Raw genomic sequence first — 14,160 nt, forward strand, 5'->3', positions numbered from 1 at the left:
TTGAGATTCAGATATATACTCTTACTCTTTTAATGTAAATGCAAGGACAGTTAAGACAGTTAAGACACTTAAGAAAGCATTTAATAAAATTTTAATAATTTCTTAGATAGCTCGCTGATTAGTTATAGCAACGGATAATTTAGATTAAATCAGGATCTATGCCAACGTTCAGGCCAAGCCATTGCCAAAAGCGCTTTGAGTAAACCGGGAATTAAATCTTGTAATTCGTTATCCACTGGGGTGTCATCAGAGTCAGGTAGCTCTTCAGATGAAGGCAAACAAGCTAATGGATCGTAATTTAGCATGATGGGCTTAATGTTTTCCGGTGGTTAGGTTAGTACATCTTTATTTTATTATTGACAACGCAAAGAGTTTCCCCAATTAAAAAAGCTACCGTCACTCTGGACAAGTAGCTATTTTGTAAGCACAGCAGGCAATGTTAGTAGTGAAACTGTTAGGCGATATATTGAAGACTCTAACCACGGATAATATAGAGAAAACCACGGGAATTGAAATCCCTTGTGTCGTTTCCCTCTCAGGGCTAGGCTCTATGAAAGCGCTGGTACTGCTTCCAAATTCTCGGCTTTCTTCTTCAAGATGGTTGGTAATTCGCTATTGAAGGCCTCACCTTCAACCACTTGCGATCGGAAACCATCAGGCCCAACTGGAACATCACCTGTGATGGTAGTGCGATAGAGTACACGCTCAACTTCCACATGATCCAAATCCTGAGGGGCTAAATGTGAGGTAGCGCGGTTATCCCAGAAGGCGATATCTCCGTTGTTCCAACGGAAGCGGGTGGTGTAGGCGGGCTTGGTGATCTGGTTGAAGAATAACTCAAGCAGCAAGTCGCTCTCTTGTCGTGATACGTCAAGAATGTGCGAGGTGAAGCCAGGGTTAACATACAATGCGCGCTCACCAGTCTCAGGATGAACCCGAACCACTGGATGGATTGAAACCAGCGGATTAGCTGCAATGCGCTGGGCAATCTTGCTGTTGCTGGGCAAATTCAAACGTGCATTGAAGCGATGTTCGGCTTTCAATGTGTCTGCAAGCGCCCGTAGGGGTGCTGACAGACCCTCGTAGGCTGCAACTAAATTTGTCCACTGTGTATCACCACCGAAGTTGGGCACGTTAACCGCACGCAAAATCGATGCCGCAGGTGGGTTGACAACTGCTGTCACATCGGTGTGCCAACGGCTTTCGTAGCTGGAACGACGTAGACCATTCCGCCGCTCGTAACGACTGCGGTCAATGGGTAGAATTTCTGAAAAGCCTTCAATCGGCTCATCTTCATGGGGATGTGCGTAAGTTACTTCGCCGAAACGAGCCGTGAATGCAATCTGTGCAGCATGATCGATGTTTTGACCACGAAAGAATACGACTTTCCACTTCAACAGTGCTTGACGAATTTCTTTGACTGCATCATCGTGCAAAGGGCGCGACAAATCTACGCCGCTAATTTCGGCACCGATGAAACCTGCTACTTGTTTGACTTCAATGTGTTTGTTGCTCATGTCAATTCTCCAGAGTTTGATCGATATGGACGGTGTTCGCACTCGTCGGTTTACTCTGATACGTTGCTTGTATTCAAATGGCTACATACCAAAGGAAGCGATCGCAGTTCCAACTACTATCATACGATAAATCTACCAATTTACCGTAGTATATAATTACCATATTTTAGCCTGCTAGAACAATAGTTGATTGCTGCAATCAAACTTTCCACAGTCCTGAGAACTTTTCTCTTTTAAGACACACTGCTTTTAATGCTCTCAACCGTGAACATTCCTACAAACGTAGTCTCCGTCAAAAAATGAAAAGCACCACGATGGACAATAACTATATGATTATTGCTGAAGTTAATACAAAAATTAGTGAAGCTTTAAATAAAAATAGGCGATCGCGATAAAAACAACAACTATGAAATTTGCCCAAAATCCCATCCCTCACCAAGGCTTACTGAAAGCCTTGACTCTAGCTTTCCTGCTATTAGCATCTGTAATGCCACCAACTGTTTTAGCCAACGAGAGCGAAAAAACGACACTCAACAGCACAACCACACTCCAAACCATACTCAACAGCAGTCATCGCTCAGAACAGAATCGCCTCCGAGACAAGTACCGCCACCCAGCCCAGACTCTCGAATTCTTCGGTCTGCGCCCAAATGTGACCGTAGTTGAATTGTGGCCAGGGAACGGCTGGTATACTGAAATATTAGCCCCATTTCTAGCTCCCAAGGGACAACTCATAGTTACTAACTTAGCTAATAGCGCCAGTAAACCCGCTTTGGCTTTCCAAGAAAAACTAGCAGCTAATCCAGAGATTTTTGGTAAGGTCAAAGTAGCTCAAATCAATCCCCCAAATGAACTTACCCTAGCCCCAGACAACTCTGTAGACATAGTTGTTACCTTCCGCAATATTCACAACTGGGTCAAAGCTGGCTATGCCGAGCAGGTTTACGCGGCGGCTTATAAAGCACTCAAGCCAGGGGGCATCTTGGGAGTAGAAGAACACCGCGCCCTTGCGGGGACTTCTTTAGAAGAAAGTATTAAAACTGGCTATATGTCTGAAGATGGGGTAATTGCTGCTGTGGAGAAAGCCGGCTTCAAATTGGTGGGTAAATCAGAGATTAACGCCAACCCAAAAGATACCAAAGACTATCCAGGCGGAGTTTGGACACTACCTCCAATCTTGAGCCAAGGTCTAAAGGATAGACAACGCTTCCTCAACATTGGAGAGAGCGATCGCATGACTCTTAAATTTGTCAAACCCAAATGACACTCATGTTAATAATTGCCTTCCTCACCACCATTCCATTAGATCAACGGTTAACAGTACTCATATCAGGGTAGCGCTCACCTGCGGCCACATTTTTTGGTGCAACTGCTTCAAGTCGATTCAAATCTTGTTCTGTCAGAGTAATTTCGATAGCTGCAATATTCTCCTCTAAGTAAGTACGGCGTTTTGTACCCGGAATTGGTACTATATCTTCGCCTTGAGCCAAAAGCCATGCTAGTGCAAGCTGACTAGAAGTTACTCCTTTTTCGGTGGCGATCGCCTTAACTTGCTCCACTAATTGCAAGTTCTTAGAGAAATTTTCACCTTGAAAGCGAGGTGAATTTCTTCGATAGTCATCAGGTGCAAGATCGTCAGGGCTGGTGATTGCACCTGATAAAAACCCTCTTCCTAATGGGCTATAGGGAACAAACCCAATTCCTAATTCCCGCACAGTAGGTAAAATTTCATCTTCTGGCTCTCGACTCCAAAGAGAGTATTCTGTTTGTAGTGCAGTAATGGGGTGAACTGCTTGCGCTCGTCGAATTGTAGCTGGCGCAGCTTCCGAAAGTCCTAAATAGCGCACTTTACCAAGCTTGACTAACTCTGCCATTGCCCCAACAGTATCTTCAATGGGTACAGTTGGATCTACCCGATGTTGATAATAGAGGTCAATAACTTCAACTCCCAGACGTTTTAGTGAGGCATCGCAAGCTTGATGGACATATTCTGGTCTGCCATTAACCCCTTTAAAACCACCATCTTCAGTGCGGACATTGCCAAATTTAGTTGCTAATACTACTTGATCTCGGCGATCTTTAATTGCTTTGCCTACTAATTGCTCGTTGGTAAAGGGCCCATACATATCAGCAGTGTCGAGAAAATTTACCCCAAGTTCTAATGCCCGATGAATTGTAGCGATCGCCTCAATTTCATCACGACCACTATAAAACTCAGACATTCCCATGCAACCAAGTCCAATAGTTGAAACTTCTAACCCTTGTTTGCCTAGTTTCCTGGTTGTCATAAAATAATACCCTAGTCAGTAATAGGTCTGTATCAGGTTAGGTCTTTTCTATTCACCAAGTCATCTATTCTTAGAAGTATTTACCGAGAGACTTTATCCAATCTTGTGCGGTGGACATCTTGTCCGCCCAAGGCTTAGGGCGCTCGTGTCCATTGGTGTCAACTTAAACTGAAGCTCCTTTAAAGCCCAATACGCTTGGGTTAGGTTTTCGAGACGCGATAAATCGCCGTCTCTACAAGTGTTTTGTTGCTCATTCTGAACTGTATTGCTTTAAAACTTTCCAGCCTCAGGCTGAAAATGCTGCTCCTGGCGACAGAGCCGCCAGCAAGGGAGGCGGAGCCTCTAGGACGGGATTCCCAGTCGGAGACTGGGAACGAGGAAAGTCTTTTTATGAAGAAGGGGAAGGGGGGAAGGTAAAAACCGTACTGCGTCCCGCTCCGCTAACGCCCGCAAGTGGCGCGACCTGTTCATCCCTTTCCCCTTTCCCCTTTAACCTTTTCCCTTTTATTAGAATTGGCACGCTTTTTGCACTTAAAGCTGCATAGCCCAACTTTATGAAGTTTTGTAGTAAGTGAAGATATGGTTACTCGTTCGGTGACGCATCAACAAAGCCTGAAAGCACTCGATTGGTTAAATGTATTTTTAGCAGATATTCAGGGCGGTGTCGGCCCGTTTTTAGTGGTTTACCTAACTTCAAGTCTGCAATGGAACCCTGCTCAGGTAGGATTGGTAATGACGATTTCAGGGTTAACAGGGGTAATTGCTCAAACACCCATTGGCGCATTAGTTGATCGGTTACGCCAGAAGCGATCGCTAATTACGATCGCTGCTGTGTTAATTGCCATCAGTTCAATTGCCACTGTGACTATTCCATCATTGCCCGTTATTACAATATCTCAATCCTTTAGTGCCATTGCTGGAGCATTTTTTGGCCCGACGATCGCGGCAATTTCTCTAGGATTAGTTGGACGAGGGGGGATTGAATATCGCCTTGGGCGCAATCAGACTCTCAGTTCTTCTGGAAATGTAATAGCAGCCATTGTGGCAGGATTAATCGGTCATTTTGTGAATCAGGCAGGTATTTTCTACTTTATTGCCCTGATGTCAGTTGCAGTGATTTTCTGTGCTTTAAAGATTCGCAAACAGGATATTAATTATCGACTAGCAAGAGGGGGTGACGATCCAGAAAGCAAGGAGAGATTGGAAGATCGGAAAGAAAAAGTTAACGTTTCTAAATTTACAACGCTATTGAGCGATCGCCGTCTACTGATTTTTGCCATCTGTGCAGTGCTGTTCCACTTTGCCAACGCTGCAATGCTACCCTTGGTAGGTGAGGTATTGGCTCACCATAAAGGCGGTAGTCCGCCGTTATTTATGTCTGCCTGTGTTGTCACTGCTCAATTGGTGATGATTCCTTTGGGAATTTTGGTTGGGCGACGAGCAAGTAAGGATCGACGTAAACCGATTTTTCTACTGGCGTTTCTAGTATTACCGATTCGCGGCGTACTGTATACCCTCAGCGATAATCCTTTTTTCCTAGTGTCAGTGCAATTATTAGATGGGGTAGGTGCAGGAATTTTTGGCGTAATGCAGCTTTTGGTGATTGCCGATTTGACTAAGGGAACCGGACATTTTAATTTGGCACAGGGAGCAATTGGAACTGCTGTGGGCATTGGGGCATCTCTGAGTAATTCCTTGGCTGGTTTTATAGCAAAATCTGCTGGCTACAACGCCAGCTTTTTAAGTATGGCAGCGATCGCAGCAGTTGCCTTGGCTTTCTTCTGGTTTTTCATGCCCGAAACTAAATCTACACCCTATCCGGTAAGCTCTAAGTCGGAGCTTGCGACATTTAGAGATTCTTAGCAATGGTAGTTCTGCGATATTTGATTATTATCCTTGCCTACATCGGCTTAGGACTAGGGTACTTACCCGGACTGCGGATGAATCGGGCAACGATCGCCATTGTTGGTGCTGCCTTTTTGATGGCATTGGGAGTATTAGATTTACCTGCGGCGTGGGGCGCAATTGACTACAAAACCCTAATTTTCCTGTTTGGCATGATGGTAATCAGCGCCAATCTCGCCGCTTCGGGATTTTTCCAGCTTGCCCTCGATTATACAATTCGTCGCATCCACAGCCCATTTGGGTTACTGGTGGTGTTAACTTTTGGCAGTGGCATTCTCTCGGCACTTTTTCTCAATGATACAATTGCTCTAATTTTGACACCTTTGGTAGTTGGTGTTACCCAGTTACTCAAGCTTAAACCTATTCCCTATTTGCTGGCGCTGGCAGGTGCAACTAATCTCGGTTCCGTTGCCACCTTGAGCGGTAATCCTCAGAATATTCTGATCGGTTCTTTCTCTGGCATTAGTTATTTAGACTTTGCCAAAGCCTTAACGCCACTTGCTTTGATATGTTTGGCAATTCAGGTAGCTTTGCTGTGGTGGTTATATCCAGAAGTGCGATCGCTTCGCCCTTACTTAAAAGTCAAACCACCTAGTTACCACATCTTCAAGCCACTGTTAGTTAAAAGTCTATTAATTACCACCGGATTATTAGTGGCATTTTTAATTGGAATTCCCACTGCTGAAGTTACCTTAATTGCTGCCGCACTATTACTGGTAACGCGTCGCCTCAAACCTGAGCGAATTTTACAAAAGGTAGATTGGGATTTGCTGTTAATGTTTTGTGGATTATTTATCCTTACTGAGGGTGTGCAAAAACTTGGTTCCTTGGGATGGCTTTCTCGTTTTGTTCACGATCCCTTGAGCATTTTGGGGATCACGGCGTTGCTATCAAATCTAGTGTCAAATGTGCCGGCTATTCTGCTACTACATCACCTAATTCCCCATCCCGACACGCGCACTTGGTTACTACTAGCGGCGGTTTCAACACTGGCAGGAAATCTTACCCTGTTGGGTTCGGTGGCAAACTTGATTGTGGCGGAGGCTGTTGCCAAACAGGGATATCGGCTCACTTTTGGAGAACATTTTCGATTTGGGCTACCGCTAACTGTTATTACTTTGGTGCTTACCTATTTTTGGATTTATTAAGTTTACGTGCGTGAGAAGATGCGATTCCTGCCAGTTTTCGGTATTTAACTACAGTCCGTCGAGCGATCGCTATTCCAAATTGTAGCTTTAATAGTTGGGCAAGTTGTTCGTCGCTGTAGGGTTGATTTGGCGGTTCTTGTTGAATTAGTTGAATAATCAATTGTTGAATTTGTATCGGTGTGCGTCCACCAACGCCAACAGAAGTACAGAAGGACTGCAAAGGCACAATTTGATTTTTCCCGCCGCTAATTAGCAAATAGCGATCGCGCACAATGCGGCTGATGGTAGCATTGGAAAGTCCGACTGATTGAGCAATTAGCTGTTGGGGCGTTGGTACTAAATCTAAACTGTCTTTACTTGTGAGAAAGGCTTGCTGGCGATTAACCAAAAATTGCCCGACTTTAAGTAAATTTTCCTGCCACTGGTTTAGTGCGGACAATAAATTTCGTGCTTGTTGCAGCAGGGTTTCTTGCATCTTCTGGTTTGATTCGGCTAGCATTGCGATCGCTTCTTCATCCAAACAAAACTCTTGACTCACTTCAGAAGTTAAAGAAACCTGCCACCCCTTGGCATTGAGTTCGGCTTGTAAATCTGGGGTGGCGATCGCTACTGGCTGATAATTAAAGTTCCTTCCTGGACGAGGTTCTAGAGTCTGAATTTCTTGAATTGCTGCTTTCAAAGTTTGCAGATTAAGCGATGATTCGATTACGGCAACCCTTTCTGTATGTAATTGCAACTTCTCCAACAACAATTGTTGATGTTCCTGGATCTCAGTTGAATTACCAATACAATCTGCAATATCTGCTAAGTAATCTTGCACCAGTAAAGCAGCCAAACTATTCGGACGATCTTGAAGCTGTAATTGCAGACATTCTTGGAGCGATCGCGCCCCAATCCCTGGTGGATCGAGGCTTTGTAAATGTGACACAACCGCTTCTAACTCCCTGGCGTTCCAACCGCTTCCTGTTGCCCAGATTTGGGGCGATTCTTCTAGATAGCCGGAGGGTGAAAGCCACTGCATGAGGTGTAATATTGCATCTTGCTGTTTGAGTGGCAAATCTAAAGCGGCAATTTGCCCACGCAGATGTTCTTGTAAGCTTGTTTCCATTGCCACTGGACTATACCAATTTGGTAAAATGTCTCCTAGCAATGCTTCCCGATGATTAGGGCTGCGATGCAGTAAAAATGGATTGTGTTTGGCTTCTGCTTGCAAATGTTCTCGAACTCGCTGATGATTCCAAGGTAAAAGTTGCACTAACTGGCGCAGCATTGGATAAAGAACTGCTTGCGTCTCTAAACGGGTTTCTACAGCAAGAGTTGAAGTTAATGCAGGTGTATCCATATCTATTAGACATCTCCAGAAATTAAAGATGCGTTACCCAGAACCCTTGTAGAGACGTAGCACTGCTACGTCTCTACATTATTTTTCACCAGATGTCTATTAGTGAGAGGTTAAGTCCCTAATCCCCATTCCCTTTTTCAATGCCATTAAAGCTAGCGGAGTCCACCCGCGATGTACAGTGTTTCGCCAGTAATCCAGGCGGAATCGGAGGACGCAAGAAAAACAACAGCAGGTGCAATGTCTTGCGGTTGTCCAATGCGACCAAGTGGGGTTTGTGCTTCAATCTGTTGGCGGCCTTGACTGTCGGCTGTGGATATTCCTGCTGTGTGCGTACCCTCCGTTTCCACCATGCCAGGATTGATGCAATTGACGCGGATGTGATGCGAACCCAATTCCTTGGCCAGGGACTTTGTTATAGCATCGACAGCAGCTTTAGTACCGCTGTAGACTGAGGCATTTGCAGGCGTGAGGGTACTAACAATCGAACTGATGTTAATAATGCTGCCACCCTCTGAACCGAAGTGCTTGACGGCTTGTTGTGAGGTGAGAATTAATCCCAGCACATTGAGATCAAAGTGCTTGTGGAAGTGTTCTTCGGTGATGCTTTCGAGCGGGGAAAACTCGTAAATGCCAGCATTATTGACCAAGATATCGAGCTTGCCGAATGTCTCCTGCGTCTTTGCAAACAGACGTTCGATTTCTGTCCTTTGGCTAACATTTGCTTGTACTGCGATCGCCTTACCGCCATCACTGAGAATCTTGTCAACCAAGCGATCTGCTCCCTCTTTACTAGAGGCGTAGTTGACAACAACGGCTGCACCTTCAGCTGCCAGATTCAAGGCGATCGCAGCACCAATTCCTTTGGAGGCACCTGTGACAATTGCGACTTTTCCTTCTAGTTTTTTCATGGTTATGAGTTTCCTATGATTGTTGAATTTGAAAAGCCATCCGTGGGCATCATCTCGAATGAGCAAAGATGTTGATGCGATCGCAACAACATCTTCAATTAAGCTAGTCCCAATGAAACGAGTTTCAAAAGCCTTGAATAAAAGAATGACTGGGAACTGGTATTTTTACTCAGCATGGGCTAAATCTTTAAGACTTATTTGAGTATTTTAACTGATTGACAAAAGACATTCGATTTTAGATTTATAGCAACGGACTAGGAGGTTAGGACATTAACTGGTGATAAAACTTATATACAAACAGACTTTCAACCCAGTCTCCAGTCCCCAGTTCCCTGCTATATCAGAAATGATTTATACTTAATCCTTCTGGCTAAAGACAAGATGTTCTGGCAAGATTGTGCGTCCACCGGAAAGGATCGCTGCTCGTTCTAAGGCGTTCTGCAACTCCCGCACATTACCAGGAAAAGCATAATCCCTCAGCTTTTTCATCGCCGACTCAGCCAGCGCCAACCGTTTGAATCCCCGTCGCAAAGCAGTGGTACTGAGAAAATGTTGGGTAAGTTGTTCTAAATCTTCTGGGCGATCGCGCAAGGGTGGTAACTCCAACCGCACGACGTTTAGACGATAAAAAAGGTCTTCCCGAAACTGGTTTTGCCGCACCATCAGCTCTAAATTGCGATTGGTTGCGGCAATAATCCGCACGTTGACTGTGTGTGTCTGATTGCTCCCCAGACGTTCAAAGGAACAATCTTGTAACACCCGCAGGAGTTTACCTTGAATAGTTAAACTAAGTTCGCCAATTTCATCTAAAAAAATTGTGCCGCTATTTGCTTGCTCAAACCGTCCAATTCGCAGGTGATTTGCGCCGGTAAATGCTCCTTTTTCGTGTCCAAATAATTCTGCTTCTAATAAATGTTCTGGTAATGCAGCACAGTTAACTTTCACTAATGGCGCTTTGCTGCGGGGACTGGCTGCATGAAGTGTGGAAGCAACCAATTCTTTACCAGTGCCAGATTCTCCAGTAATGAGAACGATTGTATCAGTGGGGGCAAGACGACCAATGAGCTTGAAGACTGATTGCATCGGTTGCGATCGCCCTAATAATTCCTCCTGTCCTCCTTGCAAGGTAGACTCACCAACCTGATACAATGGCTCTTGATGATGGGCTAATGCTTTTGTCGTTAAATTTACCAGTTCGTCTAAATCAAATGGTTTAGTCAAGTAATCGTAAGCGCCTAACTGCATAGCTTCGATTGCCGTGCGACTGGTTCCATAGGCTGTCATCACAATCACAGGCAACTCAAACCGCTTTTGCTCTAATTGCTTTAACACAGTCATCCCTTGAGTTTTGGGCATTTTCAAATCGAGAAATACTAAATCCAGATGAGTTTCAGGGTTTTGTAACAGCTTTAATCCCTGTTCTCCGTCAGCTGCTTCTAGCACCTCATGCCCTTCACTGTGCAAAATTTGGGCGATCGCCTGTCGCAATGCTTTTTCATCATCAATAACTAAAATTTTTGCCATTTCGCCTCATCTTTATTGTTGACAGGTAAGTAAATGCTAAAGCGAGTACACCCCGGTTCAGATTGCACATCGATATAACCTTGATTGCGTGTCACAATTTCGTGGCTAATGGCTAACCCTAGTCCTGTTCCTTCTGGCTTGGTAGAATAAAACGGCACAAAAATTTTCTCTTGAGCCTCAGCAGATAAACCCTTTCCCCGATCCTCCACCCAAGCCAGCAAAAAGGAATTATCCTTTTCTCCATTCTCGATCTGCTCAACTCCAACTTTCACCTGTTCACCTTCAGGACTGGCTTGAATTGCATTCAAAATCAAATTCACAAATACCTGTCCCAGTTCGTGACGACAAAGGAGCATTTGCGGTAAGGATGGGGTGGGAGGCAAATAAAGCAAATCAACGCCGCATTCTTCAGCTTTTAAGCGGAGTAACGCAATTGATTCTTGAGCGATCGCCTCTAAAGAAGTTACTGTAGGAATTTCCTGTTGATTATGGTCAAAATATAAAAGTCTTTGCACCAGATGTTCCAAACGCTCCACCTGTTCGAGCAAACTGGCAATCGGCAGATGGTTAATCGCCTGTTTTTGTAGTTGGCGTTCTGTATATTGCAAATTTAGCCGCATACTGGCGAGGGGATTACGAACTTCATGAGCAACACCTGCTACCAGTTGTCCTAATGAAGCCAATTTTTCTACTCGCCGCAAGCGTTGTTCCAAATCTTGACGGCGTAACTGCATTGTATTAATTGCACTTCCTAAAATTCCCATCTCAGCAGGTAAAGACGGTATCTGTTCTGCCGGATTTGTTGCCATCGCCTTGAGACTCTGCTGTAGTTTCTGCACGCCCCACTGGAGTTGCATGGCAATGGCAAATGTCCAGATACCGACAATTAAAATCCCCAATACGATCAACCCACTGAGAATTTTTTGCCCCCCATCCTCTGTACGTGGCATCCGTTTCATAGTCCACACCGATCCCCAAAGGGGTAATGGATCTACTCGCAGTACCAAAATATCGAGCTTTGGACGCAGTACAAGTTCTTGGGGTAAACCCTGACTAGTTGCCTGTCGTGCCAATTGTAAAATTAAGTCCTGTTCACTGGGGGGAATGTCTGTTTTTGGCACTGGCCCGCCATGAGTCGGGAAAGCGTATCCCAGCAGGCGATCGCGCTGTAGGAGATAAAAACCCCCTTCGACACGGGGAAAATTTACTAAAGCGTCTGTTGATAAATCTTGTAACGACTTATTTAAGCGATCGTCAGGGATTTCTGTATGATTGAGCCGAGATTCCCAGAACAATTTGATGAGGCGTGTATTAGCACTTGCCAATTCACCCTGATTACGGGAAATTACCGTCCCTTCCAAGCTTTCAAATAGTTGTATAACTAGCCATAGCGCTAATCCACTCAGGCTCAGAAACAGAACTGTCAAAATTGTAAGTTGTTGCCGCAGAGTCCAGCGTCGCAAGCGCATAAGACGTTGATTTTTAATTGTTAATTTTTAATTTTTAATTGTTAATATCTTCCTCAATTTGCTTTGACTTCACCTATATCTTTGGCACTATTTTTGCACTATCGTAATTTGCCCACACGAACTTTTGGTGATGCACTCTTACCAGCAGTACTCAATTTATCAGACAGTAAACAGTAATATGAAGGACTCTCACGATCGCATTACGAACCAAACAGCTACAGAACTATTTGCCTTAGCAGCACAACTCCAAGGGCAAAAATCCCATGACTACGCACCTTCAGAACTGGTTCAAGCTGCTACAGAGGCGGGCATTTCTCCAGACAATCTTCAGGAGGCATTACAACTTATGCGGATCAAACAGACTCGCCGCCGCAACTTACGGTTGATTTTGAGCAGTGGAGTCGCCGGAGTTGCGATCGCTTGTGCTGGTGTTTGGGCTTATTTTACCCTCAACCAGCAGTCAGCGATGAGAGGACAGATATTGCCTGGGGCGATCGCTAATTTAGAAAGTCCGGTTGTTCCTAATGCGCCTGCAACTGATGGCTACGCTGTAACCTACACTGGCATAGTGCAACAATATTTACTTAATCCCGAAGGCAGAGTAGATGGTTTACTACTCAAAAATGGACTTCAGGTAAAATTTCCGCCTCATGTCGGCGAACAACTAGTCATTATGATTCAAGGAAACGACAAAGTTCAAGTTCAAGGTTTTGGTAGCCGCAACAGCTATGGACAAGTCATCGAAGCAACGCAATTAACCATAAATGGACAGAATGTAGCGTTGACGCCGCCTGTCGTAAGCATCGCTCCACTACTTCCTAAAAAACCTTAGTTAGTCCCCAACTCCCAGATTAAGATGGAATTTTAAGGCTTAATGACAAAAGGCGATCGCTCATGACTACTGAAAATAATCCAGCAGCGATATTGCAACCTACAGCCGTTGTGGATTGGGAACCTCCCATGCCACCTACAGATTTAATATTTGATGATGGTGAACCCTTGGAATCTAATCGCCACCGGATTGCTATGAATGTCCTCATTCGGTCATTGCAGCAGGCTTGGAATGATCGCAATGATTATTTTACTGGGGGAAATATGTTTATTTACTACAGCAGTACCCAAGTTCGTAACCGTGACTTTCGCGGGCCAGATTTTTTTGCGGTGCTGAATGTTGACGGTAATAATTCCAGACAAGGTTGGGTAGTGTGGGAAGAAAATGGGCGTTATCCCGACGTAATTGTGGAATTAATGTCACCATCAACCGCAGCAATAGACAAAAGCATTAAGAAAAATCTTTACGAACAAACTTTTCATACCTCAGATTATTTTGTCTATGATCCCTTTGATCCTAATTCTTTGCAGGGATGGCATTTAGATGATAATCAACAATACCAGCCTTTGACTTCAAATGAGCGCAATTGGCTATGGTGTAGACGTTTAAATTTCTGGTTAGGAACTTGGGAAGGAACCATAGACAGAGAAACGGCGATCTGGTTGCGATTTTATGATGTAGCAGGCAATTTAGTTCTATTACCAGAAGAAGCTGCAAAAGCACGAGAGGAAGAAGCGAAAGCACGCGAGGAAGAAACAAAAGCAAGAGCCGAACGTTTAGCGGCTAAATTAAGAGAATTGGGTGAGAATCCAGATTTGTTGTGAAATTATAAAATCCCCAATCTTCAAGAGGAAAATCAATGCCGCCAGAAATTCCAGGTAGTCCAGGTAAATTCCAAAATCCAGATGCTCAAGTTAGAAGTGCTACAGATGCCTCTGGGCATACTAAGCCAGAGGTAACTGTTGATAAGCAAAGTAATACTTCTAGTAGCAACAGATACGATCCTTTGATTCAACGAGCTAATATAGCACTAGAAACCGAGCAAGAGCCACAGAAGAGACAACAGATTACACAGTATCTAGAACAGCTGCAAAACAACAAAGCGAATTTTGCACCAGAAAAACCTATTTCTTCCAATGACTTAAGTCCACAAACGATATAAGTCCATCTGATGAAACTCAAAACCCTGCGACAAAAAAAGTCTAGGTCTTGCCAAGGTTGATGATC

At 44.4% G+C, this 14,160-nt stretch carries 13 protein-coding genes and 2 pseudogenes; 8 read left to right on the forward strand and 7 right to left on the reverse strand.

Annotated features, from left to right (window positions below; translation table 11 throughout):
- Positions 1–149: 149 nt before the first annotated feature.
- Positions 150–305, reverse strand: a complete 156-nt coding sequence (locus FD723_RS17455) for a hypothetical protein (RefSeq protein WP_179063513.1) — start codon at positions 303–305, stop codon at positions 150–152.
- Positions 306–363: 58 nt separating this feature from the next.
- Between FD723_RS17455 and FD723_RS17460 the strand changes: the two are divergent.
- Positions 364–489, forward strand: a pseudogene (locus FD723_RS17460) (transposase); the annotation flags it as partial.
- Positions 490–548: 59 nt separating this feature from the next.
- Here the strand turns inward: FD723_RS17460 and FD723_RS17465 are convergent.
- Positions 549–1,517 carry a TauD/TfdA family dioxygenase gene (locus tag FD723_RS17465; RefSeq protein WP_179066448.1) on the reverse strand — a complete coding sequence of 323 codons (969 nt, stop codon included), beginning with the start codon at positions 1,515–1,517 and terminating at the stop codon, positions 549–551.
- 212 nt (positions 1,518–1,729) lie between these two features.
- On the opposite strand from FD723_RS17465, the pseudogene FD723_RS44155 reads away from it, so the two are divergent.
- A pseudogene (locus tag FD723_RS44155) lies at positions 1,730–1,912 on the forward strand (hypothetical protein); the annotation flags it as partial.
- 11 nt (positions 1,913–1,923) lie between these two features.
- Positions 1,924–2,781: a class I SAM-dependent methyltransferase gene (locus tag FD723_RS17470; protein ID WP_179066449.1), complete on the forward strand. Its 858-nt coding sequence runs from the start codon at positions 1,924–1,926 to the stop codon at positions 2,779–2,781.
- Between the two features lie 43 nt (positions 2,782–2,824).
- Here the strand turns inward: FD723_RS17470 and FD723_RS17475 are convergent, their stop codons facing one another.
- Complete coding sequence (locus tag FD723_RS17475; protein WP_179066450.1) at positions 2,825–3,805, reverse strand: aldo/keto reductase; 981 nt, start codon at positions 3,803–3,805, stop codon at positions 2,825–2,827.
- A 579-nt stretch (positions 3,806–4,384) separates the two neighbouring features.
- On the opposite strand from FD723_RS17475, the gene FD723_RS17480 reads away from it, so the two are divergent.
- Both FD723_RS17480 and FD723_RS17485 read left to right on the forward strand, forming a co-directional pair.
- Positions 4,385–5,668: an MFS transporter gene (locus FD723_RS17480; protein WP_179066451.1), complete on the forward strand. Its 1,284-nt coding sequence runs from the start codon at positions 4,385–4,387 to the stop codon at positions 5,666–5,668.
- Between the two features lie 2 nt (positions 5,669–5,670).
- Complete coding sequence (locus tag FD723_RS17485) at positions 5,671–6,858, forward strand: anion transporter (RefSeq protein WP_179066452.1); 1,188 nt, start codon at positions 5,671–5,673, stop codon at positions 6,856–6,858.
- On the opposite strand, the gene FD723_RS17490 is transcribed toward FD723_RS17485, so the two are convergent.
- The 4 genes from FD723_RS17490 to FD723_RS17505 form a co-directional block, all read right to left on the reverse strand.
- Entirely contained in the window at positions 6,836–8,200 is a 1,365-nt protein-coding gene (locus FD723_RS17490) for an RNA polymerase subunit sigma-54 (protein WP_179066453.1), read from the reverse strand. The two genes, FD723_RS17485 and FD723_RS17490, sit on opposite strands and share 23 nt — an antisense overlap.
- A gap of 152 nt (positions 8,201–8,352) precedes the next feature.
- Positions 8,353–9,108 carry a glucose 1-dehydrogenase gene (locus FD723_RS17495; protein WP_179066454.1) on the reverse strand — a complete coding sequence of 252 codons (756 nt, stop codon included), beginning with the start codon at positions 9,106–9,108 and terminating at the stop codon, positions 8,353–8,355.
- A 357-nt stretch (positions 9,109–9,465) separates the two neighbouring features.
- Entirely contained in the window at positions 9,466–10,632 is a 1,167-nt protein-coding gene (locus tag FD723_RS17500; RefSeq protein ID WP_179066455.1) for a sigma-54 dependent transcriptional regulator, read from the reverse strand.
- On the reverse strand, positions 10,617–12,101 hold the full coding sequence (locus tag FD723_RS17505) for an ATP-binding protein (RefSeq protein ID WP_179066456.1): 1,485 nt from the start codon (positions 12,099–12,101) through the stop codon (positions 10,617–10,619). The genes FD723_RS17500 and FD723_RS17505 overlap by 16 nt, the downstream gene beginning before the upstream one ends.
- A gap of 178 nt (positions 12,102–12,279) precedes the next feature.
- On the opposite strand from FD723_RS17505, the gene FD723_RS17510 reads away from it, so the two are divergent.
- The 3 genes from FD723_RS17510 (at position 12,280) to FD723_RS17520 (ending at position 14,095) form a co-directional block, all read left to right on the forward strand.
- On the forward strand, positions 12,280–12,933 hold the full coding sequence (locus FD723_RS17510; protein ID WP_179066457.1) for a hypothetical protein: 654 nt from the start codon (positions 12,280–12,282) through the stop codon (positions 12,931–12,933).
- Positions 12,934–12,995: 62 nt separating this feature from the next.
- Complete coding sequence (locus FD723_RS17515; protein WP_179066458.1) at positions 12,996–13,757, forward strand: Uma2 family endonuclease; 762 nt, start codon at positions 12,996–12,998, stop codon at positions 13,755–13,757.
- A 35-nt stretch (positions 13,758–13,792) separates the two neighbouring features.
- Positions 13,793–14,095: a hypothetical protein gene (locus FD723_RS17520; protein WP_179066459.1), complete on the forward strand. Its 303-nt coding sequence runs from the start codon at positions 13,793–13,795 to the stop codon at positions 14,093–14,095.
- Positions 14,096–14,160 lie beyond the last annotated feature (65 nt).

Source organism: Nostoc sp. C052 (assembly GCF_013393905.1).
In the GTDB taxonomy this organism is placed as follows: Bacteria; Cyanobacteriota; Cyanobacteriia; order Cyanobacteriales; family Nostocaceae; genus Nostoc.